General features: G+C 66.1%; 19 protein-coding genes and 1 pseudogene. 11 read left to right on the top strand and 9 right to left on the bottom strand.

The window, feature by feature from the left end:
- Nucleotides 1-247: 247 nt before the first annotated feature.
- Complete coding sequence (locus tag J2R76_RS24250; protein WP_253626085.1) at nucleotides 248-3,001, top strand: ligase-associated DNA damage response DEXH box helicase; 2,754 nt, start codon at nucleotides 248-250, stop codon at nucleotides 2,999-3,001.
- A gap of 63 nt (nucleotides 3,002-3,064) precedes the next feature.
- Entirely contained in the window at nucleotides 3,065-3,736 is a 672-nt protein-coding gene (gene pdeM, locus J2R76_RS24245; protein WP_253625081.1) for a ligase-associated DNA damage response endonuclease PdeM, read from the top strand.
- A gap of 199 nt (nucleotides 3,737-3,935) precedes the next feature.
- On the opposite strand, the gene J2R76_RS24240 is transcribed toward pdeM, so the two are convergent.
- Nucleotides 3,936-4,799, bottom strand: coding sequence for a LysR family transcriptional regulator (locus J2R76_RS24240; RefSeq protein ID WP_076832845.1), 864 nt, complete (start codon nucleotides 4,797-4,799; stop codon nucleotides 3,936-3,938).
- A gap of 98 nt (nucleotides 4,800-4,897) precedes the next feature.
- On the opposite strand from J2R76_RS24240, the gene J2R76_RS24235 reads away from it, so the two are divergent.
- Genes J2R76_RS24235 through J2R76_RS24225 form a run of 3 tightly spaced genes read left to right on the top strand, consistent with a single transcriptional unit; the run spans nucleotide 4,898 to nucleotide 7,974 of the window.
- On the top strand, nucleotides 4,898-5,824 hold the full coding sequence (locus tag J2R76_RS24235; RefSeq protein WP_253625080.1) for a DMT family transporter: 927 nt from the start codon (nucleotides 4,898-4,900) through the stop codon (nucleotides 5,822-5,824).
- Nucleotides 5,821-6,585 (top strand): MBL fold metallo-hydrolase, encoded by a 765-nt coding sequence (locus tag J2R76_RS24230; protein ID WP_253625079.1) that lies wholly within the window; start codon nucleotides 5,821-5,823, stop codon nucleotides 6,583-6,585. The genes J2R76_RS24235 and J2R76_RS24230 overlap by 4 nt, the downstream gene beginning before the upstream one ends.
- Nucleotides 6,586-6,642: 57 nt before the next feature.
- A complete protein-coding gene (locus J2R76_RS24225; protein ID WP_253625078.1) occupies nucleotides 6,643-7,974 on the top strand; it encodes an NRAMP family divalent metal transporter in 1,332 nt (443 codons plus the stop codon).
- Between the two features lie 14 nt (nucleotides 7,975-7,988).
- On the opposite strand, the gene J2R76_RS24220 is transcribed toward J2R76_RS24225, so the two are convergent.
- Nucleotides 7,989-8,480, bottom strand: coding sequence for an Lrp/AsnC family transcriptional regulator (locus tag J2R76_RS24220; protein WP_253625077.1), 492 nt, complete (start codon nucleotides 8,478-8,480; stop codon nucleotides 7,989-7,991).
- A gap of 147 nt (nucleotides 8,481-8,627) precedes the next feature.
- On the opposite strand from J2R76_RS24220, the pseudogene J2R76_RS24215 reads away from it, so the two are divergent.
- Nucleotides 8,628-9,937 (top strand): annotated as a pseudogene (locus J2R76_RS24215) (aspartate aminotransferase family protein).
- A gap of 1 nt (nucleotide 9,938) precedes the next feature.
- Here J2R76_RS24215 and J2R76_RS24210 read toward each other — a convergent pair.
- The 5 genes from J2R76_RS24210 to J2R76_RS24190 form a co-directional block, all read right to left on the bottom strand.
- Nucleotides 9,939-10,721 carry a TIGR02186 family protein gene (locus tag J2R76_RS24210; protein ID WP_253625076.1) on the bottom strand — a complete coding sequence of 261 codons (783 nt, stop codon included), beginning with the start codon at nucleotides 10,719-10,721 and terminating at the stop codon, nucleotides 9,939-9,941.
- Nucleotides 10,718-11,647, bottom strand: coding sequence for a sulfite exporter TauE/SafE family protein (locus J2R76_RS24205; RefSeq protein WP_076832838.1), 930 nt, complete (start codon nucleotides 11,645-11,647; stop codon nucleotides 10,718-10,720). The genes J2R76_RS24210 and J2R76_RS24205 overlap by 4 nt, the downstream gene beginning before the upstream one ends.
- A 265-nt stretch (nucleotides 11,648-11,912) precedes the next feature.
- Nucleotides 11,913-12,755 (bottom strand): hypothetical protein, encoded by an 843-nt coding sequence (locus J2R76_RS24200; protein ID WP_076832373.1) that lies wholly within the window; start codon nucleotides 12,753-12,755, stop codon nucleotides 11,913-11,915.
- 115 nt (nucleotides 12,756-12,870) lie between these two features.
- A complete protein-coding gene (locus tag J2R76_RS24195) occupies nucleotides 12,871-16,407 on the bottom strand; it encodes a hypothetical protein (RefSeq protein WP_253625075.1) in 3,537 nt (1,178 codons plus the stop codon).
- Nucleotides 16,408-16,775: 368 nt separating this feature from the next.
- On the bottom strand, nucleotides 16,776-17,363 hold the full coding sequence (locus J2R76_RS24190) for a PadR family transcriptional regulator (RefSeq protein ID WP_057016062.1): 588 nt from the start codon (nucleotides 17,361-17,363) through the stop codon (nucleotides 16,776-16,778).
- Nucleotides 17,364-17,521: 158 nt separating this feature from the next.
- Between J2R76_RS24190 and J2R76_RS24185 the strand changes: the two genes are divergently transcribed.
- From J2R76_RS24185 to J2R76_RS24170, 4 genes are all read left to right on the top strand, one after another.
- Nucleotides 17,522-17,938, top strand: a complete 417-nt coding sequence (locus J2R76_RS24185) for a nuclear transport factor 2 family protein (RefSeq protein ID WP_076832836.1) — start codon at nucleotides 17,522-17,524, stop codon at nucleotides 17,936-17,938.
- 107 nt (nucleotides 17,939-18,045) lie between these two features.
- Entirely contained in the window at nucleotides 18,046-19,833 is a 1,788-nt protein-coding gene (locus J2R76_RS24180; RefSeq protein WP_057016064.1) for an acyl-CoA dehydrogenase C-terminal domain-containing protein, read from the top strand.
- Nucleotides 19,834-19,971: 138 nt separating this feature from the next.
- A complete protein-coding gene (locus J2R76_RS24175; RefSeq protein WP_057016171.1) occupies nucleotides 19,972-21,180 on the top strand; it encodes an acetyl-CoA C-acetyltransferase in 1,209 nt (402 codons plus the stop codon).
- Between the two features lie 19 nt (nucleotides 21,181-21,199).
- A complete protein-coding gene (locus J2R76_RS24170; protein ID WP_253625074.1) occupies nucleotides 21,200-23,413 on the top strand; it encodes a 3-hydroxyacyl-CoA dehydrogenase NAD-binding domain-containing protein in 2,214 nt (737 codons plus the stop codon).
- Nucleotides 23,414-23,718: 305 nt separating this feature from the next.
- Here J2R76_RS24170 and J2R76_RS24165 read toward each other — a convergent pair whose 3' ends face one another.
- On the bottom strand, nucleotides 23,719-24,105 hold the full coding sequence (locus J2R76_RS24165; protein ID WP_229191373.1) for a hypothetical protein: 387 nt from the start codon (nucleotides 24,103-24,105) through the stop codon (nucleotides 23,719-23,721).
- A gap of 158 nt (nucleotides 24,106-24,263) precedes the next feature.
- Nucleotides 24,264-24,881 carry a glutathione transferase GstA gene (gene gstA, locus J2R76_RS24160; RefSeq protein ID WP_057016067.1) on the bottom strand — a complete coding sequence of 206 codons (618 nt, stop codon included), beginning with the start codon at nucleotides 24,879-24,881 and terminating at the stop codon, nucleotides 24,264-24,266.
- Nucleotides 24,882-25,011: 130 nt separating this feature from the next.
- Here gstA and J2R76_RS24155 point away from each other — a divergent pair, with 130 nt between their 5' ends.
- Nucleotides 25,012-25,536 (top strand): MarR family winged helix-turn-helix transcriptional regulator, encoded by a 525-nt coding sequence (locus tag J2R76_RS24155; protein ID WP_016847103.1) that lies wholly within the window; start codon nucleotides 25,012-25,014, stop codon nucleotides 25,534-25,536.
- Nucleotides 25,537-25,567 lie beyond the last annotated feature (31 nt).

Raw genomic sequence — 25,567 nt, 5'->3', positions numbered from 1 at the left:
GGGCTTCCCTCCGCGAGGCGGTGTGTGTCGAAAGACCTTTACCCCCTCACCCGGATCGCATCTGGCGATGCGACATAGCCGAAGCTTCGCTTCGGCGTTTCTTTGAACGGCCGCCAAGAGCGGCCTATGCGGGGCGAGGTGACATCCAGGCGCTTCGCAGCGCACGGAGCGCGCTGGTAGTCCTGCCACCTGCCGCCATTTCCGCTCCGCCCTCGACGAAGCCGCCTGAACCACCTACCTCTTGGGCGTGTCGACGCTCGATCTCTTTTCCGTTCCGCCGTCGGAAACGGCCGGCCTGTCGCGCCGGTTTCGCGACTGGTTTGCCTCACGCGGCTGGTCGCCGCGCGAGCATCAGCTCGCGCTGCTGGCGAAAGCGCGCGAGCAGCGCTCCGCGCTGCTGATCGCGCCCACGGGAGCGGGCAAGACTCTGGCGGGGTTCTTGCCGACACTGGTGGAGTTGAGTGGAGAGGGGCAGGGCAAGAACTCTTACCTCCCCCTGAAAGGGGGAGGTCGGCACCCTCGGGGGCGCACTAGCGCAACCGAGCGCGACGGGTGGGGGTCAGCCGCGGGCACGGAGCGAGCGGCTGACCCCCACCCCAACCCTCCCCCTTTCAGGGGGAGGGAGCCCGACGATCTCGCAAGCGACGAAATTGAATCGAGGACGGTTCGCCCAGCCCTTATCTCCACCGGCCGCGGTGTTCGCCGCAGCGGCGGGCTGCACACGCTCTACATCTCGCCGCTGAAAGCGCTTGCGGTCGATATCGCGCGCAATCTGGAGACGCCGGTCGCCGAGATGGGGCTGCCGATCAGGATCGAGACCCGCACCGGCGACACGCCGGTGTCGCGGCGGCAGCGGCAGCGGCGCTATCCGCCGGACATCCTGCTCACCACGCCGGAGCAGCTGGCGCTGCTGCTGGCGTCCGACGACGCGCCGTTCCTGTTCTCTTCGCTGAAGCGCATCGTGCTCGACGAACTGCATGCGCTCGTCACCTCCAAGCGCGGCGATCTGCTGTCGCTCGGACTTGCGCGGCTCTGGACCATCGCGCCGCAGACACGCGCTATTGGCCTCTCGGCGACGGTCGCCGAGCCGGAGCAGCTCGCGCGCTTCCTGGTGCCGCAGCCCGGTGGCCAGAATGCATCCGCCGACGTCGTCACCGCCAGCGGCGCCGCACCGCCGGTGGTCGAGATGCTCGACACCAGAGAACGGTTGCCGTGGTCCGGCCACAGCGCGCGCCACGCGCTGCCCGAGGTCTACGAGCTGATCAAGCGCAACAAAACCACGCTGGTGTTCGTCAACACCCGCAGCCAGGCCGAGATGCTGTTCCAGGATCTCTGGCGCATGAATGACGATGGGCTGGCGATCGCGCTGCATCACGGCTCGCTCGACGTCGCGCAGCGCCGCAAGGTCGAGGACGCGATGGCCGCCGGAAAGCTGCGCGGCGTGGTCTGCACCTCCTCGCTCGATCTCGGCGTCGATTGGGGCGATGTCGACCTCGTCATCAATATCGGCGCGCCGAAAGGCTCCTCGCGGCTGATGCAGCGGATCGGCCGCGCCAACCACCGCTTCGACGAGGCCTCCCGCGCAGTGCTGGTGCCGGCCAACCGCTTCGAGGTGCTGGAATGCCGTGTCGCGATCGACGCCATCGCCGAGAATGCGCAGGACACGCCGCCGCTGCGCTCGGGCGCGCTCGACGTGCTGGCCCAGCACGTGCTCGGCTGCGCCTGCGGCAAGCCGTTTCTGTCCGATGAACTCTATGACGAGGTCCGGACCGCAGCGCCCTATGCATCGCTCGCACGCACCGATTTCGACGATGTCGTCGATTTCGTCGCCACCGGCGGCTACGCACTGAAGACCTATGAGCGTTTCGCGCGCATCAAGCAGGACAAGCAGGGCCGCTGGCGCGTCACCAATCCCAAGGTGCGGCAGAGCTATCGTCTCAACGTCGGCACCATTGTCGAGGAGACCATGCTGAAGGTGCGGCTGGTGCGCTCGCGCGCCGGCGGTAGCGGATCGACCGGCGCGATCGCGCGCGGCGGCCGGATGCTCGGCGAGATCGAGGAGGTCTTCATCGAGGGCCTCGTGCCCGGCGACACTTTTGTCTTTGGCGGTGAGGTGGTGCGCTACGAGGCCTTGGTTGAAGACCAGGTCTATGTCTCCCGCACCAATGATAAAGATGCAAAAGTGCCGTCCTATATGGGCGGCAAGTTCCCGCTCTCGACCTATCTTGCCGAACGCGTCCGCAAGCTGCTGGACAACAGCCGCGCCTGGAACGGATTGCCGGATCAGGTGCACGACTGGCTGTCGCTGCAGCGAAAATTCTCGCGTGTGCCGGCGGTGCGCGAGCTCTTGGTCGAGACCTTTCCGCGCGGCGGCAGCCATTATCTGGTCTGCTATCCCTTCGAGGGCCGGCTCGCGCATCAGACGCTCGGCATGCTGCTGACCCGCCGGCTGGAGCGCGCCCGCGCCCGTCCGCTCGGCTTCGTCGCCAACGAGTATGCGCTTGCGGTCTGGGGTGTCGGCGATCTCTCCTTCATGATCCGGCACGGCAAGCTCGATCTCAACGCGCTGTTCGATCCCGACATGCTCGGCGATGACCTCGAGGCGTGGCTTGCGGAATCGGCGCTGATGAAGCGCACCTTCCGCAACTGCGCCATCATCTCCGGCCTGATCGCGCGCCGCTTCACCGACGAGGAGAAGTCGCGCCGCCAGGTGCTGTTCTCGACCGACCTGATCTACGACGTGCTGCGCAAGCACCAGGCCGATCATGTGCTGCTGCGCGCCGCGCGCGGCGATGCCGCCACGGGATTGCTCGATCTTCGCCGTCTCAGCGACATGCTTTCGCGCATCCACGGCCGAATCACCCACAAGGACCTCGACCACGTTTCTCCGCTTGCCGTCCCCGCGCTGCTGGAAATCGGCCGCGAGTCAGTTTATGGCGAAGCATCCGACGAGCTCCTGGCCGAGGCAGCCGAGGAACTCGTGCGGGAGGCGACGACGTAACGCTGCTACTCTGGGGAACGGGACGTGACGGCAAGCGCGCTAGCTTTGCGAGACGGTGACGACATGCGCGTTTCGAGGGTCACGGTGGCGGATGTCCGCTTCGTGGCGGATTTCTCCGGCGCGCTGTTCTGGGAAGCGCAGCGCCTGCTCGTGGTCTCCGACCTGCATCTGGAAAAAGGCTCGAGCTTCGCCAGCCGCGGCGTGCTGCTGCCGCCCTACGACACGGTCGCGACACTGAGCCGGCTCGCTGCTGTCATCGCGCGGCACGATCCGCGGCAGGTGATCGCGCTCGGCGACAGCTTTCACGATCGCGATGCGCATGAACGCCTGTCGAATCCGGACCGCGAGGCGCTCGCGGCGTTGCAGCTGCGGCGCAACTGGATCTGGATCTCGGGCAATCACGATCCGGCGCTGCCGTCCGATCTCGGCGGCGTGGTCGCGACCGAAGTCGCGATCGGTCCGATCGTGTTCCGCCATGAGCCGACCGGCGCCGCCGGCGAGATCGCCGGACACCTGCACCCCAAGGCGCGGGTGCCGACCCGCGGCCGCTCGATCGAGCGCCGCTGCTTCGCCTGTGACGGCGAGCGCGCGGTGATGCCGGCGTTCGGCGCCTACACCGGCGGCTTGAGCATCCGCGACGCCGCGTTCACACGGATTTTCGGATCGCCCGGCTTCATGGCCCATGTGCTCGGCGACAACCGCGTCCACGCGTTCGTGGCGTCGCGGTGTTATTAGCGATCGCCGACCAGCTTATTCCAAGCTGCCATCATTCTCGGTGTCGTCCCGGGCAAGCGAAGCGCGACCCGGGACCCATAACCACCGATCGTCGTTGTTGTGCGACGATTGGGCCACAGCTTGCTTCAGCAACACAGCCCTGTGGTTATGGGTCCCTGATTTCGCAGGGACGACAGCAGAGATTGTTGCGCGACCTCGCCTAAGCCGCCTTCGCCTGCACGCTCTCGCAATACTCCGCGAGCCGATCCGCCAGCCGCAATGTCGCCGGGCTGGCCTCGGGGGCGGCGACGAGGGCGACCTCGGTGCGGTCGATCGGCGCAAAGCCGTCCTTTGCGGTCAGCACGCGATGCTCGGGCTGGATCGACATCTCAGACAAAATGCTGAGCCCGAGGCCCGCGGCGACCGCGGCCTGGATGCCGGCGAGGCTGGAGGAGGTGTAGGCCATGTGCCAGTTGCGGCCGGCGCTCTCCAGCGCATGGATGGCGCGGGCGCGGTAGAGACAGCCCGAGGCGAAACCGATCAGCGGAACCGAGCCGGCCGTCGTATCGCGCGGGTGGCCCTTGCTGGTGACCCAGTGCACCCGTTCAGGCCAGACCGCGATGCCGCCCTTCTCATTGGCGGCGCGCTTGATCAGCGCCAGATCGAGATCGCCGCGTTCGAGATCGCGGTACAGGAACAGGCTCTGCCCGGAGCGCACATCGAGCCGCAGATTCGGATGGCTGCGCGCGAAGGTGGCGAGCAGCTTTGTCAGCCGGTAGGCGGCAAAATCCTCGGTGATGCCGATCCGGATCGCGCCTTCGCTGCCGGGGCGCGAGAGCACGTCACGGGCCTCTTCGGCGAGCGACAATAGCCGCCGCGCATAGGTCAACAGCCGCTCGCCGGCTTCCGTCGGGGTGACGTCCTTGCCGCTGCGGATCAACAGCGGCTGGCCGACATCCTCCTCCAGGCGCTTGATCTGCTGGCTCACCGTCGACTGCGTGCGGTGGACGCGCTCTCCGGCGCGGGTGAAGCCGCCGGCATCGACCACCGAGACGAAACTGCGCAACAGCTCCAGGTCGAGCATCGCAGCCTCCATTTATAAATCCACTGCATGCCAGTTTATCATTTAATTTCCAAATATCAAGGCGCGGGCCTAGATCATGGCCGAAGGAGAATTCGCCCATGTCCGCCGCAACCTCGATGGCCGCCCCCCGCGCCCGCTTCAACACCCTGCCGCTGCTGATTGCCCTGTTCTGCCTGCTCTGGAGCTACGCCTTCGTCGCCGGCAAGATCGGCGTCACCGATTGCCCGCCGCTGATCCTGCTGGCCGCGCGGTTTTCGCTCGCCGGGGTTCTGATCCTCGCCATCTCCTGGCTGCGCCGCGACCAATGGGATCTCACCTGGCGCGATGCGGCGGTGTTCGCCGTGCTCGGCGTCGCCAACAACGCGCTCTATCTCGGCCTCGGCTATACCGGCCTGAAGACGGTCTCCGCCGGACTTGGCGCGCTGATCGTCTCGGCCAATCCGGTGTTCACCGCCATGCTGGCGGCGCTGTTCCTCGGCGAGAGCATGACCTTGCGCAAGGTGATTGGTCTCGTGCTCGGCATCGTCGGCGTCGCCTTCATCGTCTGGCATCGCATGTCGGTCGGATCGGACAGCCCGCATGGCATCCTGTTCACGCTGGCCTCGCTCGCCTCGATCGTCGCCGGCACCGTGCTGTTCAAGCTGCTGGCGCCGAAGGGCAGCCTGTGGATCGGCAACGGCATCCAGAACATGGCCGGCGGCCTTGCGGTGATGCCGTTTGCCTTCACGCTCTCCAGCGTCAGCGACATCGTGCCCAGCATGCGGCTTGCCGGCGCCTTCGCCTTCCTCGTACTCGGCGGCTCGATCCTTGCCTATCTGCTCTGGTTTCATCTCCTGAAAGTGTGTGGTGCGACCGCCGCAAGCGCCTATCACTTCCTGATGCCGCCGCTCGGCATGCTGTTCGCCTATCTCGTGCTCGGCGAGCATGTCGAATTTCGCGACCTGCTCGGGATCGTTCCGGTGGCGCTCGGCATTTACCTGGTGACCCGCCCGGCGGCAGCGGCGGCCAACAGGAGTAGGACGTGAGCATCACCATCACGCTGATCGGAGGTCCCACCGCCCTGATCGAGATCGACGGGTTCCGCCTGCTCACCGATCCGACCTTCGATGCGCCCGGCGAGTATCAATTGCCGCATGTGAAACTGGAGAAGCTGACGGGCCCCGCGCTCGGCGCGCGCGATGTCGGCGCGATCGATGCGGTGCTGCTGAGCCACGACCAGCATTCCGATAATCTCGACCATTCCGGCCGGGATTTCCTTAAAGGCGTGAAGCGCGTGCTGACGACGGAGGCCGGCGCCAGGCGGCTTGGCGGCAACGCCGAGGGCTTTGCGCCCTGGGCCAGGACCACACTGACGAAAGGCGGCAGGACGCTCACCATCACTGCGACGCCGGCGCGGCACGGGCCGGCGGGGATCGAGCCATTGTCCGGCGACGTCATCGGTTTCGTGGTCGAGCCGGCGAAGCCCGGCCGTCCGGTCTATGTCAGCGGCGACACCACCTGGTTCGACGGCGTCGCCGAGGTCGCGCGGCGCTTCGACTGCGGCGTGGTGCTGCCGTTCGCAGGCGCGGCGCAAACCCGCGGCCCCTTCCATCTCACCATGGACACCAATGACGCGATCGAAACCGCGCACGCCTTTGCGGACGCGGTGATCGTGCCGGTTCATACCGACGGCTGGGCGCATTTCCGGCAGAGCGCGAGCGACCTGCGCGCGAGCTTCGATACGCTCGGCTTCGGCCGCCGTCTGCGCATCCTCGAGCCCGGCGTCGCCACGGTCATCGAGCCGTAGGTTCGCCTCAGGAACCTTGCCGGTATCCGGCTCGTTGTCAGACGGCTGGAACCGGACATGACGCGGCAAGGGACGATCCCACCACACGACAAACATGACGATGCGCCGGCGGCGAAGCCCCGGCGCCAGCCGTTCAGTTTCAGCCGTGTCCTGAAGACGCTCGGACCCGGGCTGATCACCGGCGCTTCCGACGACGACCCTTCGGGGATCGGCACCTACAGCCAGGCCGGCGCGCAACTCGGCTACGGCATTGGCTGGACCATGCTGCTGACGTTTCCGCTGATGAGCGCGATCCAGGAGATCTCGGCGCGGGTCGGCCGTGTCACCGGGCATGGCATCGCGGGCAATGTATGCCGGCATTATCCTGGCTGGCTGCTCGCCGTCGTGGTGGCGCTGCTGTCGATTGCCAACACCATCAACATCGCGGCCGACCTCTCGGCCATGGCCGATGCCACAAAGCTTCTGATCGGCGGTCCGGCCATTCTCTATGTGGTGCTGTTCGGCGTGACCTCGGTGGCCGCGCAGATCTTCATGAACTACCGGCGCTACGTCACGATCCTGAAATGGCTGACGCTCAGCCTGTTCGCCTATGTCGCGGCGCTCGCCTTTGCCAAGGTGTCGTGGATGGAGGCCCTGGCCGGCGTGCTGCTGCCGCGCATCAGCTGGAGCGCCGACTATTTCACGACCATCGTTGCGATCCTCGGCACCACGATCTCGCCCTATCTGTTCTTCTGGCAGGCCTCGCAGGAGGCGGAGGAGCAGCGGGTCGACGCCACCAAGCATCCGCTGATCGAACGGCATTACGGCGCCCAGCACGAATTCTCGCGCATCCGCGCCGATACCATCACCGGCATGGCGTTTTCGAACCTGATCGCATTGTCGATCATCGTCACCGCCGCCGCATCGCTGCACGCCACCGGCAAGACCGACATCCAGACCTCGGCGCAGGCCGCCGAGGCGCTGCGCCCGATCGCCGGGCCGTTTGCCGAGGTGATCTTCGCGCTCGGCATCGTCGGCACCGGCCTTCTGGCGATTCCGGTGCTCGCGGGTGCGACGGCTTATGCGGTCGGCGAGGGCCGGCGATGGCGGGTCGGGCTGACGCGCAGGCCGAAGGAGGCGATCGCGTTCTATTCGGTGCTGGCGCTGTCGGGCGGCATCGGCATCGCGCTCAACTTCACGCCGATCGATCCGATCGCGGCGTTGTACTGGAGTGCGGTCGTCAACGGCGTGCTCGCGGTGCCCGTGATGGTGCTGCTGATGTTCATGGCCCGCCGCCGGGACGTCATGGACCGCTTTGTGGTCCGCGGATGGCTGTACCGGCTCGGCTGGCTCTCGACCGGCGCGATGGCGCTCAGCGTGATCGCGATGGGGATCGGCTTCCTGCTGTAGCTTGTTCGAACTCCTCAACCCTCGCCGAACAGCGAGCTATCGATCTTGGTCGTCGATTTGACCTTTCGCAGGATGATCGTCGTGCGGTAGCTCGCGACGTCGCTATCCGGATGCATAAGGCGGTCGAGGATGAACGATTGGTAGCGCGCAAGGTCCGAGGACACGATTCGTAGCGAGTAATCCCAATCGCCGGCAATCATGCAACATTCGACGACCTCCGGAAGGTCGATCACCTTCCGCTCGAAGCGCGTGAAGGATTCCCTGTTCTGTTGCTTGAGACGGACCTCGACGATCACGTCGAATCCGAGTCCAACCCGCGTCGGGTCCACCAGCGCCACATAGGAATTGATGACGCCGGCCTCTTCGAGCGTGCGAACGCGTCGCATGCAGGGGGCGGACGAGAGGCCGATCCGCTCGGCCAGCTCGATATTCGTGATCCGCCCCTCGACCTGCAGCACGTCGAGGATTTTTCGGTCGATCTCGTCAATCACGATCGCGGTTCCCATTTCTTTCGCATTCTCCATCTTTTGCGCAATTGTTTGCAGAAGAAGGGCTGAAATGCATCTCAAATCGCAACGTCATTGCCCTCGCGCGCGCATAAGATGTGGTGCGAGGGTTCTTTGATCGCTGCAACCGAGCAGCAAGGAGCGGGCATGGCCGGAAATGACGACAAATCCTTTTGGGATCGCGCGCGGCGGCACCTCATTCGCTATGGCGGGACGTTCGCTCCCTTGATCATCGAGCGTGCCTCCGGGTCCTTCGTCTATGACGCCGACGGCCGGGCCATCCTGGATTTCACGTCCGGGCAGATGAGCGCCGTGCTCGGTCACGGTCACCCGGAGATCGTCCAGACCATCAGCGAGCATGCCGAACGGCTCGACCATCTCTTCAGCGGCATGCTGACGCGCCCGGTCGTCGCGCTGGCCGAACAGCTCGCGGGCCTGCTGCCGCCGGGGCTTGATCGCGTCATGCTGCTGAGCACCGGCGGCGAGTCGAATGAAGCTGCGATCAAGATGGCCAAGCTCGCCACCGGCGGCTTCGAGACCGTCGCGTTCGCACAGTCCTGCACGGAATGACGTCTGGCGCGGCCGGAACGACCTATGCGGCCGGCCGCAAGGGCTACGGTCCGGCGCCGGTCGGCTCGCTCGCGATCCCGACGCCGAACCCCTATCGCCCGCGCTTCGGCAACGCAGCCGACTGGCGGGCCGAGCTGGCCTACGCCTTCGATCTGATCGATCGCCAATCGACCGGCTCGCTTGCCTGCATGATCGCCGAGCCGATCCTCAGCTCCGGCGGCCTGATCGATCTGCCTGAAGGCTACCTTGCTGAGTTGAAGGAGCTGTGCCGGGCACGCGGCATGCTGTTGATCATCGACGAGGCGCAGACCGGCCTCGGCAGAACCGGCGCCATGTTCGCTTTCGAGCGCGACGGCATCGTGCCTGATATCCTGACCTTGTCGAAGACGCTCGGTGCCGGGCTGCCTCTGGCTGCGGTCATCACCTCCGCCGAGATCGAAGAGCGGTGTCACGAACGCGGTTTCCTGTTCTACACGACGCATGTGTCGGACCCGATGCCGGCCGCGGTCGGGCTGAAGGTCATCGAGATCATCCTTCGCGACAGATTGGTCGAGCGCGCCAGGATAGCGGGCGCGCGGCTGAGGGACGGGCTCCTCGCACTTCAGAACCGGCTCGAATGCATCGGTGACGTGCGCGGCAGGGGGCTGATGCAGGGCATCGAGATCGTGCGCGACCGTTACAGCAAGGAGTCTGACGAAGCGCTCGGAACGCGTGTCTCTCAGCGCTGCATGCAGCTTGGACTGAGCACCAACATCGTTCGGTTGCCCGGCATGGGCAGCGTATTCCGCATTGCACCGCCGCTGACGATCAGCGACGACGAGATCGATCTTGGCCTCTCGATCCTCAGCGACGCGTTCGAAAGCGCATTGCAAAGCAGGGCTGGCTAAGTCAATCCTTGCGGAACACGATCGAGGCCATCCAGCCGGTCATCAGCGCCATGAACGCGGTGATCAGGCCGTAGACGAGGCCGTTATGCCGCGCGGTGGTGGCGACGAATTGCTCGAAGCCGACCTTGACGATCTCGAACGCGGTCTCGGCCTTGGTCACCAGCGCGCCGTCGGAAAACAGCTTGATCTCGACATTATAGGTGCCGATCGGCACCTCCGCCGGCAGCGGAATGCCGGTGCGGAACAGGGTCGGGGTCAGGAAGGTCACCGCCGAGGTCGCCTCACGGTACAGCCCGTGCTCGGAGCGCAGCCGCACGAAGGCGCTGCGGAACGGGTCGTTCGGCACCACGTCGGCATAGTCGGGCCCGACCCGCTGCATCAGCAGCACGTTGTTGAGCCCGAGCTGCTGCCGCCGCTGCACCTCGGGCGAGGCGATCTGGTCGAACGGGCGATTCGAGAACAGCGCGAGATAGCCCGGCACCTGCAGGAATTGGCGCGAGTCGGTGTTGATCCAGATGCCGAATTTGCGCTCCTTGCGCCGCGTCACCATGTCGGCGCGCGGGCCGGACACCGTGACGACGAGATCGTAATTGTTGCGATTGGCCGGCGTCTTGTCGTCCTTCTCGACCGAGCCGAACAGCACGAGCTCGCCGCCGGAATAGTTCGGCGTCACTGTGACGCGGTGGTTGGAGACCGACACGATCAGCCGCTCGGCATGAGCGGGCGCGGCCGCCAGGCTGGCGGCGGCGAGACTGATGATCGCGAGCGCCGCGCGCAGCCTCATGGCGGGGCTCCGCCGGTTTCGCGGATGCTGTAGAGGTCCTGCGGCCGGATCACCAGCTCCACCGCAAAGCGGATGCCGACCGCGAGCACGAGCAGGCCGAGCAGCAGGCGCAGATGCTCGCCGCGGATCTTCTGGCCGGCGCGGGCGCCGAACTGCGCGCCGGTGACGCCGCCGACCATCAGGATCAGCGCCAGCACGGCGTCGACCAGATGGTTGGTCACCGCGTGCAGCATGGTTGCGAACACCATGGTGACGAGGGTGAGCACCATCGAGGTGCCGATCACGGTCGAGGTCGGCACCCGCAGCACATAGATCATCAGCGGCACCAGGATGAAGCCGCCGCCGATTCCCATCACGGCGCCGATGAAGCCGATCGCGAGTCCGACCACGACCACCGGGATGACGGAGAGATAGATCTTGGAGCGCTTGAAGCGCAGCTTCAGGGGCAGGCCGTGGATCCAGCCATGGCTGCCAGGCTTGCGCAGCGCGATCGGACCGCCGCGGCGGACGCGCAGCATCGCGCGCAAACCTTCCCAGAACATCAGCCCGCCGACCGTCGTCAGCAGGATGACGTAGGACAGCGCAATCATCAGGTCGAGCTGGCCGAGCGAGCGCAGGAAGGTGAAGGTCCACACCCCGAACGTGGTGCCGAGCGTGCCTCCGACCAGCAGCACCGCCGCCAGCAGCGGATCGATCGCGCGTCTGCGCCAATAGGAAATGGCACCGGAGAACGAGGAGGCCGCGATATGGCTGGCGACGGAGGCGACCGCGACCGCGGGCGCGATGCCGACGAAGATCAGCAGCGGCGTCATCAGGAAGCCGCCGCCGATGCCGAACATGCCGGAGACGAATCCAACCGCCGCGCCCATCGCCAGGATGAGGAAGACATTGACCGGAATGTCGGCGATCGGGAGGTAGAGCTGCACGCGCGTCGCTTCTTGTCGGTTCGCCGCGAGTTCGGCACAAGGCCGCATCACGGCGTGATGTCGTTCTGGTCGGGCATTCTCCGGCTGAACGAATCCGGTCGGCGCGCAAGACGCAGGCGAACGCGGGTCGATTGCCGCGTTCTTGCATAACTGAAATCGGCGGGGGGAGGGACTAAAGAATCCGCTCCCGGGGGCATTTTTCGCCGCACCTGGCCGCCGTCTGCGGACGTGGTTGATAATTCAGATTAATGACGCCTGTGTCGCCTCACGGCCGATCGACCGGCTTGGTGATCAGGTTCAGCGCGAGCGCTTCTTTCGGGTTCAGCCAGCGGATATCGGAGGTTTGCGACATCGCCTCGACGATCCCGGAAGAGACGCCCATCTTGGTCACGTAGCCCAGCACCATGCCCTGGATGCGTTGGGCCTCGGCGAGGGGATCGCTGACGGGCGTGCTCGTCGTGAAGCGATGCACGCCAAGCCGCGAGCCCGCGATGCCATAGCGGGTCTGGCCGCCGGCATAGACCAGGACGCAAGCGCTGGCGCAGGACGCGGGGCGGAGCTTGCCCGAGGCATCTGATGTGGCGACCGCGGTGACCAGCCCGCGCGTGCGGATGACCTCGCCCATGATCGCGGCCTGGTTCAGCGCGCCGCCCGGCGACGACAGCAGCACGACGTCGCCCGGTGCGAGACGCGCCTCGCTGAGCCGGTCGCGGAACCAGCTCGCGCTGGCCGAGCCGATCTTGCCGCTGATCGCAAGCGCCCGCCGGCCGCGGCCTGATCCGTCGATGTCGACGTCGGGAATCACCGCGGACGTCATGCTGGCCGCGATGTAGGTCTCGCGCCAGAAGTCCCAGGCGCCCGGCGTCGACAGGTCCCGGTAAGCCTGGATGGCGACGCTCGACAGCAGCAGCACGAAGATGATGATGGACCAGAGCGAGAACCGGAACGCGCGGGGCGGCGATGCCACGTTCCCTTGCGGCGTCGGCGGAGGCGAGGCCGAAGGGCGCGGGGCGAATGGAGACGGCGCCTGCCGCGGCGGCGCAACGCGGGGACCGGTCGGCGACGAACGGTGGCCCGTTCCATCATCCTGGCGATCGTCGACAGACAAGCCTGACCCTCCGGAACGCGCGCCCCGACGGCGCGGAACTGCGCGCCTGTCTACACGGCCGAAGGCCTGAGGTATAGGACAGCGGCGCCGTCAGGGCGCCGCAGCCGTCTCGAACCTAGTGAGCTGGAGCGGCGAGCGCCGCGGTCCGCTTCGAGGGTTGCTTGACCGGCTTCACCGCGGCGGGCTGCGCGGCCGCGCCGTCCCAGCCGCCGGCAGGCGCCGGCACGTTGACCGCATCGCTCGGCTGCGGCTCGGCGGTGAAGGTCTGGATCGCCAGCTTCGCTGCGGCCAGCGACTGCGGGTCGAGCCGCTTGGCAATATCGTCGCGCTTGTGGCCGGCGTCGGCGTCGCCCTGCGCGGCCGCGAGGCTGAACCACTTGAAGGACTCGGCGAGGTTCTGTTCGACACCGATGCCGCGGGCATAGAGGATGCCGAGATTGACCTGGCTGTCGGCAACGCCGCGATCGGCCGCCTTGCGGAACCATTGCGCGGCGCTCTTGTAGTCGGCGCCCTTGCCGCCGCCATCGGCGTCGAGCACGGCGAGATTGTGCATCGCCTTGGCGTTGCCGCGCTCGGCGGCCTGCACGTAGTAGCGTCGTGCCACATCGAAGTCGCGCTTCACGCTGAGGCCCTTCTCGTAGAAGGTGCCGAGCCGGAACATCGCGGGCACCACGCCGGCCTGCGCTGCGCGGGCATACCATTTGGCGGCTTCGTCGACATTGGTGGTCACGCCCTTGCCCTCGGCAAAGCGGACGCCGACTTCATAGGCCGCGGCCGCATCGCCCTTGATCGCGGCGCTGCGCAGCGCCGGACCACCGATCGCATCGGGCAGCTTCTCGCCCGCCGGGATCTGGACCATGGCGAGCTTGCCGCCGAGCGGCGGCGCGGTCGGAATCGTGCCGGTGACGTCGTTGGCGGCGGCTGTTGGCGCCGCGGTCGGCTCAGGCGCGGCGGCGGGTGCGGGCGCGATTGCCGGTGGGATCGTCACCTGCGCGCTGTCGAGCGTGTTCGGCGCCGGAGTATTGTTGGACTGGCGGCCGAGCGGGGTCGGCGAGGTCATCGACGGCCCGGGCACTGACGCTCCGGGTCCGCCGGACGGCGCAGCCGGGGCGGGCGCGAAGGAATTCTCGGCAGGCGGCTGCATGGGCGGCGTGGCCGGCTCGCTGTGCTCGATCGTCGGCCCCTGCGGCGCGGAGCTGGTGTCGAGCAGGTTCATCGCCATCTTGGCGGTCGAGAGCAGGATCACGACCACGCTCGCGCCGACCAGCAGCGAACGGATCTTGGAGGTGATGGTCGAAGGCTGCGCCTCCGGCGCGCCAGTCGCCGTCGCGCCGGCCGCGGCCGTGCCGGCCTTGGCGGCAGCCGCCTTCGCGGCCTTGTCGGCCTTCTCCTTGGCCTTGGCTGCAGCCTTGCTCGCGGCGCGCGCCGCCTTCTCGTTGACGGGTTGCGCGGCAGCGGCCTGCGCGGCGCGGCGTGCGGCGGCGATGAAGCTCGATGTCGAGACCGGCTCCTTCTTGCCGGCGGGAAGATCAGAGATCGCGCGCTCGGAATCCGCGATCCGCTCCGACGGCGAAGCGACGCGGCCGGAGGGGCGTGTGCCCGGTTCGAGCGGATGATCCGGTGGCAGGTCCGGCGCGATCGCGGCGCGTGCGGACGCCGCATGCGGCTCGAGGATCTCGCTGATCGCGCGCGGCGGCAGCGGCGACGGCGCGCTCTCGACCGGCTGCGCGGCATGGAATTCGCGCGGCGCGGACATGAAGTGCTCCTGCGCCAGCGCAGGATTGGGCAATTCGGGCCTGTACGATTCAGGCTTGTACGCTTCAGCTTTGGGCTGCGCGATCGGCTGCGACATCGCCGCGCGCGGCATCTCCATCCGCGGAGCTTCCATCCGCGGTTCGGCCGGCGCGGGAGCAGGCGGAGCGGTGCGCACCGTACGCAGATCGTTCTCGATCATCGCGAGACGATCGACGACATGGCCGAGCGTGTTGTGAACGGTCTCCAGCGAATCCTGGGTGCGGCGGTCGGTCTCCGACTGGCTGAAGCGGATGTCGGACAGCTCGCGCTTCACCATGTCGACGATGCCGCTGTCCATCATCGGCTGCGGCGAGGAGGTGTTGACGTTGCGGGCGGCGTCGGCGAGCGAGGCGATGTGGGCGTGCTGCGCCTCGAGGTGCCGCATGATGTCATGCAGCGCTTCCTCGACCCGGCCGAGATTGCCGGAGCGCTGGTCGGCGGACTCCAGGCGCTCGAGCAGATACGAGACGCGCTGCTCGAGATGGGTGAATGCCGACGAACTGTCGTTGCCGACCTGCAGACGGTCGATCCGCTCCGACAGCGAGCGCAGGGCGCCTTCGATGGCATCGGTGTTGTCGTAGCCGGCTGGCCGCTCGCGGGTCTCCAGCGTCGAGGCCAATGCGGCAATGCGCTGCTCGATCCCGGCGAAGGCATCGCCATGGGTCTCGGCGCGCGACATCTGCGACAGCTGGTCGACCTTCGCGGCCAGCGCATGCACGTCCCCGGAGAGGTGCAGCAGCGCGTCGTTGGAGGCGACGTTGGAGACGATGGCGCGCAGCGCGGCGATCGCGCTCTCGAGCTGATGCACCGTCGACGGATCGTCGTTGGCGCGCAGGATCATGTCGAGCTTGGCGCCGAGATTGCGGATTGCCTCGTCGTAGCCGGTGAGCTGCTCGGCGGGCGTGAGCGTGCGCAGCGACTCGCGGATCTCCGACAGCGCGCGTTCGATGCCGGCGATCGCCTGGCCCTGGCCGTTGCGGCCCTCCTGGCGGAGCTCGTCGATCCGGTGATGCAGCGAGCGGATCTCGTTCTCGATCGACTCGATCGCCCGGCGCGGCATCGCCTCGGTGATCGCCTGGCGGATTTCCGCAAGCTCGCCGCGGAAGGCCGCGATCGACTGTTCAATATGGTCGGGCCGCTGCAGCGCCTCGATCTGGCTCGTGATCTTGAGCAGCTGACGCTCGAGCGAGGAGAAGTCGGGCCCGGCAGGCGGCGGTGGCGCATAGGCGGCCATCGGCGGCGCCGATTGCGGCATCGGCGGCGCGCCGCGCGGCGGCATCTGGCGTTGCGCTGATACGTCGAGTTCGTTCTGGCGCGCGGCGATCTCCGCGATCGCGAAATCGAACGAGGCCGGGCTCAGTGGCGGCGAGGGGCGATAGACCTGGGCTGCGGCGCGCTCGACCGCCTCCGCCTGGCGCAGCCTCTCCTCCAGTTGCCGGTCATGCATCTGCGACTCACGCATCGGCTGTGGCTGCGGCTCGCGCGCCGGTTGCGGCCGCGAAATTTGCGACAGCCGGGCATCGAGGCGCGAAATCGCGTCGTTCAGCTGCCGCGCGACGGCGGGCTGGCCGCGCGGCACTTCGGCGCGCACCGCTTCGGCGCGCGTCAGAGGCTTTGCAATCTGTTCGATCTGGCGGGTGATGGCGTCGAGCCGCTGGTGGATATCGGCGACCTCGCGGCTTTCCCGGCTCGGCATCGGCTGCCGTTGCTCCATGCGCCAATCCGGCGGGCTCGGTTCACCGACGGTGGAGTTGAGCCAGTCGTTCAGCGACATCCCGGCGCGGCGCGCAGCCGCCTCGGCCCTGTCGCGGACGGAGGGATCGATGCCGTCAACACTCCACGATACGCGCGAATTCATGATTCCGTCCGGTCCCGACTCCGGCGCTACACCCTGCGCCCGCAGCCTCCCCGCGCATTCTCGTTAAGAGACAATCGAATTCTGCGCCGGGCGTCTGCCTCAGCTGCTGACTTTTTCCCGTCACGGTAAATAACGGGTTAAGGAATGCGGCCGACGGGCGCTAAAGTTAGGGAATCCGGGAACCTGTTGCGCCGGATCAGGACAATGCCCTGCGGTGCTGCTCCTCTTCTCCTTCCCCCTGAAAGGGGGAAGGTCGGGATGGGGGTTTGCCGCACACACTGCTGCGTGTGGAGAGCGATGATCCCCACCCGCTTTGCTCTTCGAGCAAAGCAACCTCCCCTTTTCAAGGGGAGGTTGGAGATTTGTTTCTAGCCGTTGCTTTCGCGCTTGCCGTCGTCGAGCGGCAGCACATTGCTGCGGCCGGACATGGCCGAGAGCGCGTCGAGCGCCTCCTCGCACCATTCCACCACCATGCGCTCATGGCGCATGCCGAGGCGCAGACTGAGCATCTTGCCGACATCGGCCGGCGGCGCGGTGCCGTCGGGGAAGCGCTTGTTGAGCAGGCGCTCATAGCGCTCATAGCGGTCGCGGTGATGCTCCAGCCGCGCCATCAGGTCGTTGCGCAGCGGCTCGATATCGACGCAGTCGAGCGCATAGAGCCGGACCAGAAGGTCGTCCTTGATCGAGGGCGGCACGCTCGGGCGCGCTGCCCAGTGCTTCAGCGCCGCGCGGCCTTCGGCGGTCAGGGTATAGACCAGCTTGTTGGGCTTGCCGGACTGCACCACCTCGCGGCCCTGGACGTGCCCCTTGTCGCGCAGCCGCGAGAGCTCCCGGTAGATCTGCTGATGGTCGGCCTTCCAGAAGAAGCCGATCGACGCATCGAACGTCTTGGCGAGCTCATAGCCCGTCATCGGACGTTCCGTGAGGCAGGCAAGGATTGCGTCACCGAGTGCCAACGCCCACCTCCATCTCAGTTCCCCAAAAGGTCATTCTGAAGTTCGCTTGACTTTATGCGTTAGTGTGCATATGCGTCAATATGCATATGGTGATCGGCGTGCCGCTGTCGCGTGCGCCGATGTCCAGGCTTCTTAACCCCGCCGCAGGAGACGTCCGAATGAGCAAGCCGGGCCTCGACAAGTGGTACGCCTACATGAAGTCCCACGACACCGCCGCCCTGTGGGACCTGCTGCATCCCGACGCGGTGTTCGAAAGCCCGGTCGTGCACACGCCGCAGCGCGGCCGCGACATCACCTTCAAATATCTCACCAGCGCCGCCAAGGTGCTCGGCGGCCCGACCTTCAAGTATCTCGGCGAGTGGCGCAATGACGCCGGCGCGGTGCTCGAATTCGAGAACGAGATCGACGGCATCAAGCTCAACGGCGTCGACATCATCACATTCGATGGTGACGGCCGGATCACGCATTTCAAGGTGATGGTGCGTCCGCTCAAGGCGATCAACCTGCTGCATCGGATGATGGGCGAGGAGTTGATGAAGCAAAGCGGCGCAACTTCGCAATCACAGTCGCGATAGCATCTGCCGCGGACCTCCGGAACCGGATAAGGTCCGCTCCAACAACCCAAGGACACGCTGCGCAGCGTCCGTCGCATATGCGGCCACGTGCCAGCCGGGAGACCAGCATGCCAACCTACAAAGCCCCCGTCGAAGACGTCAGCTTCCTGCTCAACGACGTTTTCCAGATCGACCGCTACGGCAATCTTCCCGGCTTCACCGATGCCTCGGCCGATGTACGCGAGGCGATCCTCGGCGAGGCCGCCAAGCTCAGCGAAGAGGTGCTGCAGCCGCTCAATCGCACAGGCGATCTCGAAGGCTGCAAGCGCAATGACGACGGCAGCGTCGCCACGCCGAAGGGCTTCAAGGACGCCTTCAAGCAGGTCGCCGAAGGCGGCTGGCTCGGCCTCTCGGCGCCGACGGAATTCGGCGGCCAGGGCCTGCCGGTGACGCTCTCGCAGGCGGTCAACGAATTCCAGATCTCCGCCAACATGGCGTTCTCGATGTATGGCGGGCTGACCATGGGCGCGACCGCGGCGCTCCTGGTGCATGGCACCCCCGAGCAGAAGCAGACCTATGTGCCGAAGATGGTCGCCGGCCAGTGGACCGGCACCATGAACCTGACCGAGCCGCAGTGCGGCACCGATCTCGGCCTGCTCCGCACCAAGGCGGTGCGCCAGGCCGACGGCAGCTTCAAGATCACGGGCACCAAGATATTCATCTCCGCCGGCGAGCACGACCTCACTGAGAACATCATCCATCTGGTGCTGGCGCGCATCGAAGGCGCGCCGGCCGGCATCAAGGGCGTCTCGCTGTTCGTGGTGCCGAAGGTGCTGGTCAATGCCGACGGCTCGCTCGGGGCTCGCAACGGCGTCAGCTGCGGTTCGATCGAGCACAAGATGGGCATCCACGGCAATTCCACCTGTGTGATGAACTACGACAACGCCACCGGCTGGCTGATCGGCGAAGAGAACAAGGGCATGCAGGGCATGTTCGTGATGATGAACGAGGCTCGCCTCGGCGTCGCCGTGCAGGGCCTCGCGCAGTCCGAGGTCGCCTATCAGAACGCGGTCGCCTATGCCCGCGAGCGCCTGCAGGGCCGCTCGCTGACCGGCGTGAAGGAACCCGAGAAGCCGGCCGATCCGATCATCGTGCATCCCGACGTGCGCCGCACGCTGCTCACCATCCGCGCCTTCAACGAGGCAGCGCGCGCCATGGTGGTGTGGACCGCGCTGAAGAGCGACGTCGCGCACCGCTCCAACGACGCTGGGGATCGCCAGGCTGCCGACGATCACATGGGCCTGATGACGCCGGTGCTGAAGGGCGTCCTGACCGACACCGGGTTCGCCAACACGGTCTCGGCGCAGCAGATGTTCGGCGGCCACGGCTACATCGCCGAGCACGGCATGGAGCAGTTCGTGCGCGATGCGCGCATCGCGATGATCTATGAAGGCGCCAACGGCATCCAGGCGCTCGACCTGGTCGGCCGCAAGCTGCCGCGCGACGGCGGCCGTGCCGCGATGGCGTTCTTCGGCGAGGTCGGCGCTTTCGCCAAGGAGCATGGTGCCGACGAGGCTATGAAGCCGTTCATCACCCCGCTCTCCACCGCGCTCGGCCATCTGCAGCAGGCCACCGGCTGGCTGATGCAGAACGCGCTGGCCAAGCCCGACAATGCCGGCGCCGCGGCGACCGACTACATGAAATTGTTCGGCCTCGTCGCGCTCGGCTACATGTGGGCGAAGATGGCCAAGGTGGCGCAGGACAAGGCCGCCGCCGGCACCACGCCGTACCTCAACACCAAGCTCGTGACCGGCCGCTTCTTCATGGAGAAGTTGCTGCCGGAGACCGCCGTGCATCTGGCCCGGATCCAGAGCGGCAGCGCCACCACGATGGAATTGGCCGCGGAAGCGTTCTGAAGCGTTTTCCAGCGAAGTGGAGACCGGTTCGCGTGAAGAAAACGCGTCAAACAAGAAAGCCTTGAAAAATTGCCGCCGCACTGCTGCGGCGGCGTGTCCTTCCGTATATATTATGATCCTCATATCAAGGAGGGCGTCATGCCTGAGGCATACATCTACGATCACGTTCGTACCCCGCGCGGCCGCGGCAAGGCCGACGGCGCACTGCACGAGGTCACCGCGCTGGCGCTCGCCACGGTGCCGCTGAAGTCGCTCAAGGAGCGCAACAGTCTTCCCGAGGACTCCGTCGACGACGTCGTGCTCGGCGTGGTCGACCCGGTCGGCGAGGCCGGCTCGGACATCGCCCGTTTCGCGGCGCTGAACGCCGGCCTCGGCGAGAAGGTGCCGGGCGTGCAGATCAGCCGCTTCTGCGCCTCCGGCCTCGATGCCGTGAACTTCGCCGCAGCCCAGATCATGAGCGGCCAGCATGAGCTCGTGATCGGTGGCGGCGCGGAATCGATGAGCCGCGTCGGCATCGGCGCCTCCGGCGGCGCCTGGCCGATGGATCCCTCGATGGCGGTGCCGGCCTATTTCATGCCGCAGGGCATCTCGGCCGATCTGATCGCGACCAAATACGGTTTCTCGCGTGACGACGTCGACGCTTACGCGGTGCAGAGCCAGCAGCGCGCGGCCAAGGCCTGGGACGAGGGCCGCTTCGGCAAGTCGGTGGTGCCGGTCAAGGACGTCAACGGCCTGACCATCCTCGCCAAGGACGAGCACATGCGCCCGACCACGACGATGCAGTCGCTGGCGCAGCTGCAGCCGTCCTTCGCGGCGATGGCGGCGATGGCCGGCTTCGACGCGGTGGCGATCCAGTCGCATCCCGAGGTCGAGAAGGTCAATTACGTGCATCACGCCGGTAATTCCTCCGGCATCGTCGACGGCGCCGGCGCCGTGCTGCTCGGCAGCAAGGAGGCGGGCGCCAAGCACGGGTTGAAGCCGCGGGCGAAGATCCGCGCATTCGCCAATATCGGCTCGGAGCCCGCGATGATGCTGACCGGCCCGGTCGACGTCACCGAAAAGCTGTTCGAGCGCTCCGGCATGAAGAAGTCGGACATCGACCTGTTCGAGCTCAACGAGGCCTTCGCCTCGGTGGTGCTGCGCTACATCCAGGCGTTCGACATCGACAACGCCAAGATCAACGTCAATGGCGGCGCGATCGCGCTCGGCCATCCGTTAGGGGCGACCGGCGCGATGATCCTCGGCACCGTGCTCGACGAGCTCGAGCGCACCAACAAGGAAACCGCGCTCGTGACGCTGTGCATCGGCGGCGGCATGGGCACCGCCACCATTATCGAGCGCGTCTGAGGCGAGGGGAGCGAGCAACATGGCTTACAAGAATTTCAAGTTCGACGTCGACGCCGACGGCATTGCGCTCGTCACCTGGGACATCCCTGATCGTTCGATGAACGTGTTCGACGAGATCTCGACCCAGGAGATCGGCGAGATCATCAAGCAGACGACCAGCGATCCTGCGATCAAGGGTGTCGTGATCACCTCGGCGAAGGAGGCGTTCTGCGCCGGCGCCGACCTCTCGATGCTCGAGGGCATGAACCACTCTTACGCGCAGCTCTTCAAGGAGAAGGGCGAGGAAGCCGCGAACCAGATGCTGTTCGAGCAGAGCCGCCAGATGTCGCAGTCGTTCCGCGCGATCGAGACCTCGGGCAAGCCGTGGGTCGCCGCGATCAACGGCCTTGCGCTCGGCGGCGGCTTCGAGATCACGCTGGCCTGCCACTACCGCGTCGCGGCCGAGAACCCGAAGACCCGGCTCGGCCTGCCCGAGATCAAGGTCGGCCTGTTCCCCGGCGCCGGCGGCACCCAGCGCGTGCCGCGTCTTGTGCAGCCGGCGGACGCGATGCAATTGCTGCTCAAGGGTGAGGCGGTCAATCTCACCCGCGCCAAGGCACTCAACCTGATTCACGCGGTGGTGCCGGCAGCCGACCTGATCAAGGCCGCGAAGGACTGGATCAAGGGCGGCGGCAAGGCGGTCGCGCCGTGGGACGAGAAGGGCTTCAAGCTGCCCGGCGGCCCCGTCTTCTCCAAGATGGGCATGCAGATGTTCCCGGCCGGCAACGCGATCTATCGCCGCGAGACCTACGACAATTATCCGGCCGCGCGCGCCATCATGAGCTGCGTCTATGAGGGCCTGCAGCTTCCGATCGACGCCGCGCTGCGGGTCGAGTCGCGCTACTTCACCAAGGTGCTGCGCTCGAAGGAAGCGGCGGCGATGATCCGGTCGCTGTTCCTGTCGATGCAGGAACTGAACAAGGGCGCCCGCCGCCCGGCGGGCGTGCCGCCGACCAAGGTCAAGAAGCTCGCCGTGATCGGCGCCGGCTTCATGGGCGCCAGTGTCGGCTATGTCTCGGCGCAGGCCGGCATCGACGTCGTGCTGGTCGATCGCGACCAGGAAAGCGCCGACAAGGGCAAGGGCCACGCCAAGACCGTGGTCGACGGCCTGATCGCCAAGGGACGGATGAAGCAGGACGCGGCCGATGCCATCTTGGCGCGGATCTCGGCCACATCAGACTACAACGTGATCTCGGACTGCGACCTCGTCATCGAGGCGGTGTTCGAGGATCGCAAGGTCAAGGCGGATACCTATGCCAAGGCCCAGCCGCTGCTGAAGCCGGGCGCGATCTTCGCCTCCAACACCTCGACCCTGCCGATCAATTCGCTGGCCGAGGAGTTCAAGGATCAGGGCAAGTTCATCGGCATCCACTTCTTCTCGCCGGTCGAGAAGATGATGCTGGTCGAGATCATCCTCGGCAAGAACACCGGCGACGTCGCGCTGGCGACCGCACTCGACTATGTCCGCGCGATCGGCAAGACGCCCATCGTGGTGAACGACTCCCGTGGCTTCTTCGCCAACCGCTGCGTGATGCGTTACATCTCCGAGGGCAACGAGATGCTGCTCGAGGGCGTGCCGCCGGCGATGATCGAGAACACCGCCAAGATGGCCGGCATGCCGGTCGGGCCGCTGTCGCTGCAGGACGAGGTCGCGCTCGATCTCGGCCTGAAGATCACCAAGGCGACCGAGGCCGATCTCGGCCCCAACGCGATCGACCAGGCGCAGAAGAAGCTGATGGTCGAGATGGTCGAGAAGCAGGGCCGCTTCGGCCGCAAGAACGGCAAGGGCTTCTACGACTATCCCGAGAAGGGCAAGGGCCAGAAGAGCCTGTGGCCGGGGCTCGCCAATCTGCAGCCCAAGCAGCTCGATCCCGACACGCTCAGCGTCGACGAGTTGAAGCAGCGCTTCCTGGTGGTGCAGGCGGTGGAGGCCGCGCGCACCGTCGAGGATCACGTCATCACCGACGTGCGCGAGGCCGATGTCGGCTCGATCCTCGGCTTCGGCTTCGCGCCGTTCACCGGCGGCGCGCTGTCCTACATCGACTTCATGGGCACCAAGAACTTCGTCGCACTCTGCCACAGCTTCGAGAAGAAGTACGGCTCGCGCTTCACGCCGCCGAAGCTGCTCGAGGAGATGGCCGCCAAGGGCGAAACCTTCTACGGCCGCTTCCCGCCGAAGAAGCAGGCGGCGTAAACTTCTGGGGCGAACTCGCGCAGGATCAAGCCGGTCATCGATCCGACTTGATCCTGTTGCGCGACGGTCATGCGCGTCAAAGTCCCGCCACGCTCGTTCCCCACTGGCACCACGCTGCTGGCATCACTCTTGCTCGTCGATCGCCGGGGCGACGATCAGCGTGAGGGTGTCGTGCGATGAGTTCTGCGTTCAAGGAAGGTGCCGCGGAGATCGCGGCGAAGGATTCCTTGTTTTCCTTGCGGTCATCGCGGTGGCGGAAGCCGCTGCGTCTGCGGGGCAAAGGCCCGTCATGGGCCGGCCTCGCGCTACTCGTTCTGGCCGCGGATATTGTGCTCGCCGCGACGGTCTGGCAGGCCGTCAATTTCTTCCGCCATTGAGCCGTCAGTCTCCGGAGAGAGCAAGGCGCCAGCGAGATAGGCGAACTGGTTGAACGCGAGACAGGCGACGACGATCGGAGCGCCGGTGGCAAAGGAGAAGCCGTCGGATTGGAGCACGATCGCCGCGAGCACCGCGACCAGCGGCGACTCCAGCATCAATGTCCAAACCCGAAAGTACAAACTGGTTGCCAGCCCAACCAGGGTGCTGGTCAATAAAAGGGTAAAGGCGATCGTCACATTTTTAGACCAGTTGGAGCGGAGGGCGCGCCGCAGGTCATAGTCGGTCAGTTGGATCGCGCGAACAAGGACGGCCACGCCCTCAGCCGGAACTACACCGACTTAGTATTAATCGCTTTAATGCAGGTTAAATTGAGACGTTCCGCCTCCGGTGTCGAGAGAGAGGATCGGCGAACCCACAACAAAAAAGAGCCGGATCGGCCGACCCGGCTCTATCGCGGTCGCTGTGAGCGAGCTCAGGCCGCCTTGAGCAGGCCTTCCTTCTTCAGCGCCTCCTGCACCTTCGGGCGCGCCGCGACGCGGGCCTTGTAGGCGGTCACGTTCGGCAGGCCGGAGAAGTCGAAGCCGAGCCGATCCTGCGCCCACATGATCATGGTGAAGAGGTAGCCGTCGGCGACCGTGAACTGGTTGCCCATCAAATAGTCGCGTCCGGCGAGCTGGCTCTCGACATATTTGAACTTGCCCATGGCGCGGTCCTTGAAGAAGGCCTTGGCGTCGTCGGCGAGCACGGGCGAAAACATCGGGCCGAGATTCTTGTGCAGCTCGGTCGTGGTGTAGTTCAGCCATTCGAGCAGCTTGTAGCGCTCGTTGGAGTCCCGCGCCGGCGCCAGCTTCTTGTCGGCGGCCTTGTCGGCGATCATCTGGATGATGATCGGCCCCTCGGTGACCATCTCGCCGGTATCCAGCGCCAGCGCCGGCACCTGGCCCTTGGGGTTCACCTGGAGGAAATCGTCGCCGTTTTCGAGCTTCTTGGCGCGGAGATCGACCTTGACCAGGTCGTAGGGCAGCCCGGCCTCGAGCAGGGCGATATGGGGGGAGAGGGAGCAGGCACCGGGGGTGTAATAAAGCTTCATAGGGGTATTCCTTCCCTTGTTCTTGGCGTCCGGAGAGGGATTGCCTACATGCGCCTGCATGAAATAGTCAAGATTGATGCAGATGCATTCAGTGCGGTACAGTCGGTGCCGGGACCCTATGAGCTAGACCATGAAACGCAAGCTATCGAGCGAGGCGACGGCCGCCTGGATCCGCCTGATGCGGGTGCCGAGCCGGGTGCTGGACTGCGTCGAGCAGGATTTGAAGAAGGCCGGTTTTCCGCCGCTCGCCTGGTATGACGCTTTGCTCGAGCTGTCCCGCGCGCCGTCGGGCGAGCTGCGCCCGGTCGAGCTCGAGCGCCAGATGCTGATCCCGCAATATTCGACCTCGCGGCTCATAGACAAGCTGGTCGACGAGGGGCTCGCCGCCCGCCGCGAATGCAAGATCGACAAGCGCGGCCAGTTCGTCGAGATCACCGAGGCTGGACGCGAGCTGCAGAAGCGGATGTGGAACGCCTATTCCGCCGCGATCGACAAGCATGTCGGCTCGAAATTATCCGACGCCGACGCAACCAGGCTGTGCGGCCTGCTCGACCGGCTCGGCTGCGCCTGCGGCGACGCCAAAGGCGACGTCAAGAACGAGACCAAGGCTGACAGCAAGGCTGCGCCTGCGCGAGACGGCGTGCCTGCCCGATGATATTGCTGATTCCATCATCCGCAGCCGTTGT

Source organism: Bradyrhizobium sp. USDA 4532, from assembly GCF_024171315.1.
GTDB classification, from domain to species: domain Bacteria; phylum Pseudomonadota; class Alphaproteobacteria; order Rhizobiales; family Xanthobacteraceae; genus Bradyrhizobium; species Bradyrhizobium australafricanum.
The sequence above is the reverse complement of the archived record's forward strand: the minus strand, read 5'-3'. Positions and strand labels throughout refer to the sequence as shown.

Excerpts from the sequence above, each read along its gene's own strand:
- pdeM (WP_253625081.1), top strand. The coding sequence starts at position 3,065 with ATGCGCGTTTCGAGGGTCACGGTGGCGGATGTCCGCTTCGTGGCGGAT.
- J2R76_RS24240 (WP_076832845.1), bottom strand. The coding sequence starts at position 4,799 with ATGCTCGACCTGGAGCTGTTGCGCAGTTTCGTCTCGGTGGTCGATGCC.
- J2R76_RS24235 (WP_253625080.1), top strand. The coding sequence starts at position 4,898 with ATGTCCGCCGCAACCTCGATGGCCGCCCCCCGCGCCCGCTTCAACACC.
- J2R76_RS24225 (WP_253625078.1), top strand. The coding sequence starts at position 6,643 with ATGACGCGGCAAGGGACGATCCCACCACACGACAAACATGACGATGCG.
- J2R76_RS24220 (WP_253625077.1), bottom strand. The coding sequence starts at position 8,480 with ATGGGAACCGCGATCGTGATTGACGAGATCGACCGAAAAATCCTCGAC.
- J2R76_RS24210 (WP_253625076.1), bottom strand. The coding sequence starts at position 10,721 with ATGAGGCTGCGCGCGGCGCTCGCGATCATCAGTCTCGCCGCCGCCAGC.
- J2R76_RS24195 (WP_253625075.1), bottom strand. The coding sequence starts at position 16,407 with ATGAATTCGCGCGTATCGTGGAGTGTTGACGGCATCGATCCCTCCGTC.
- J2R76_RS24185 (WP_076832836.1), top strand. The coding sequence starts at position 17,522 with ATGAGCAAGCCGGGCCTCGACAAGTGGTACGCCTACATGAAGTCCCAC.
- J2R76_RS24180 (WP_057016064.1), top strand. The coding sequence starts at position 18,046 with ATGCCAACCTACAAAGCCCCCGTCGAAGACGTCAGCTTCCTGCTCAAC.
- J2R76_RS24175 (WP_057016171.1), top strand. The coding sequence starts at position 19,972 with ATGCCTGAGGCATACATCTACGATCACGTTCGTACCCCGCGCGGCCGC.
- J2R76_RS24170 (WP_253625074.1), top strand. The coding sequence starts at position 21,200 with ATGGCTTACAAGAATTTCAAGTTCGACGTCGACGCCGACGGCATTGCG.
- gstA (WP_057016067.1), bottom strand. The coding sequence starts at position 24,881 with ATGAAGCTTTATTACACCCCCGGTGCCTGCTCCCTCTCCCCCCATATC.
- J2R76_RS24155 (WP_016847103.1), top strand. The coding sequence starts at position 25,012 with ATGAAACGCAAGCTATCGAGCGAGGCGACGGCCGCCTGGATCCGCCTG.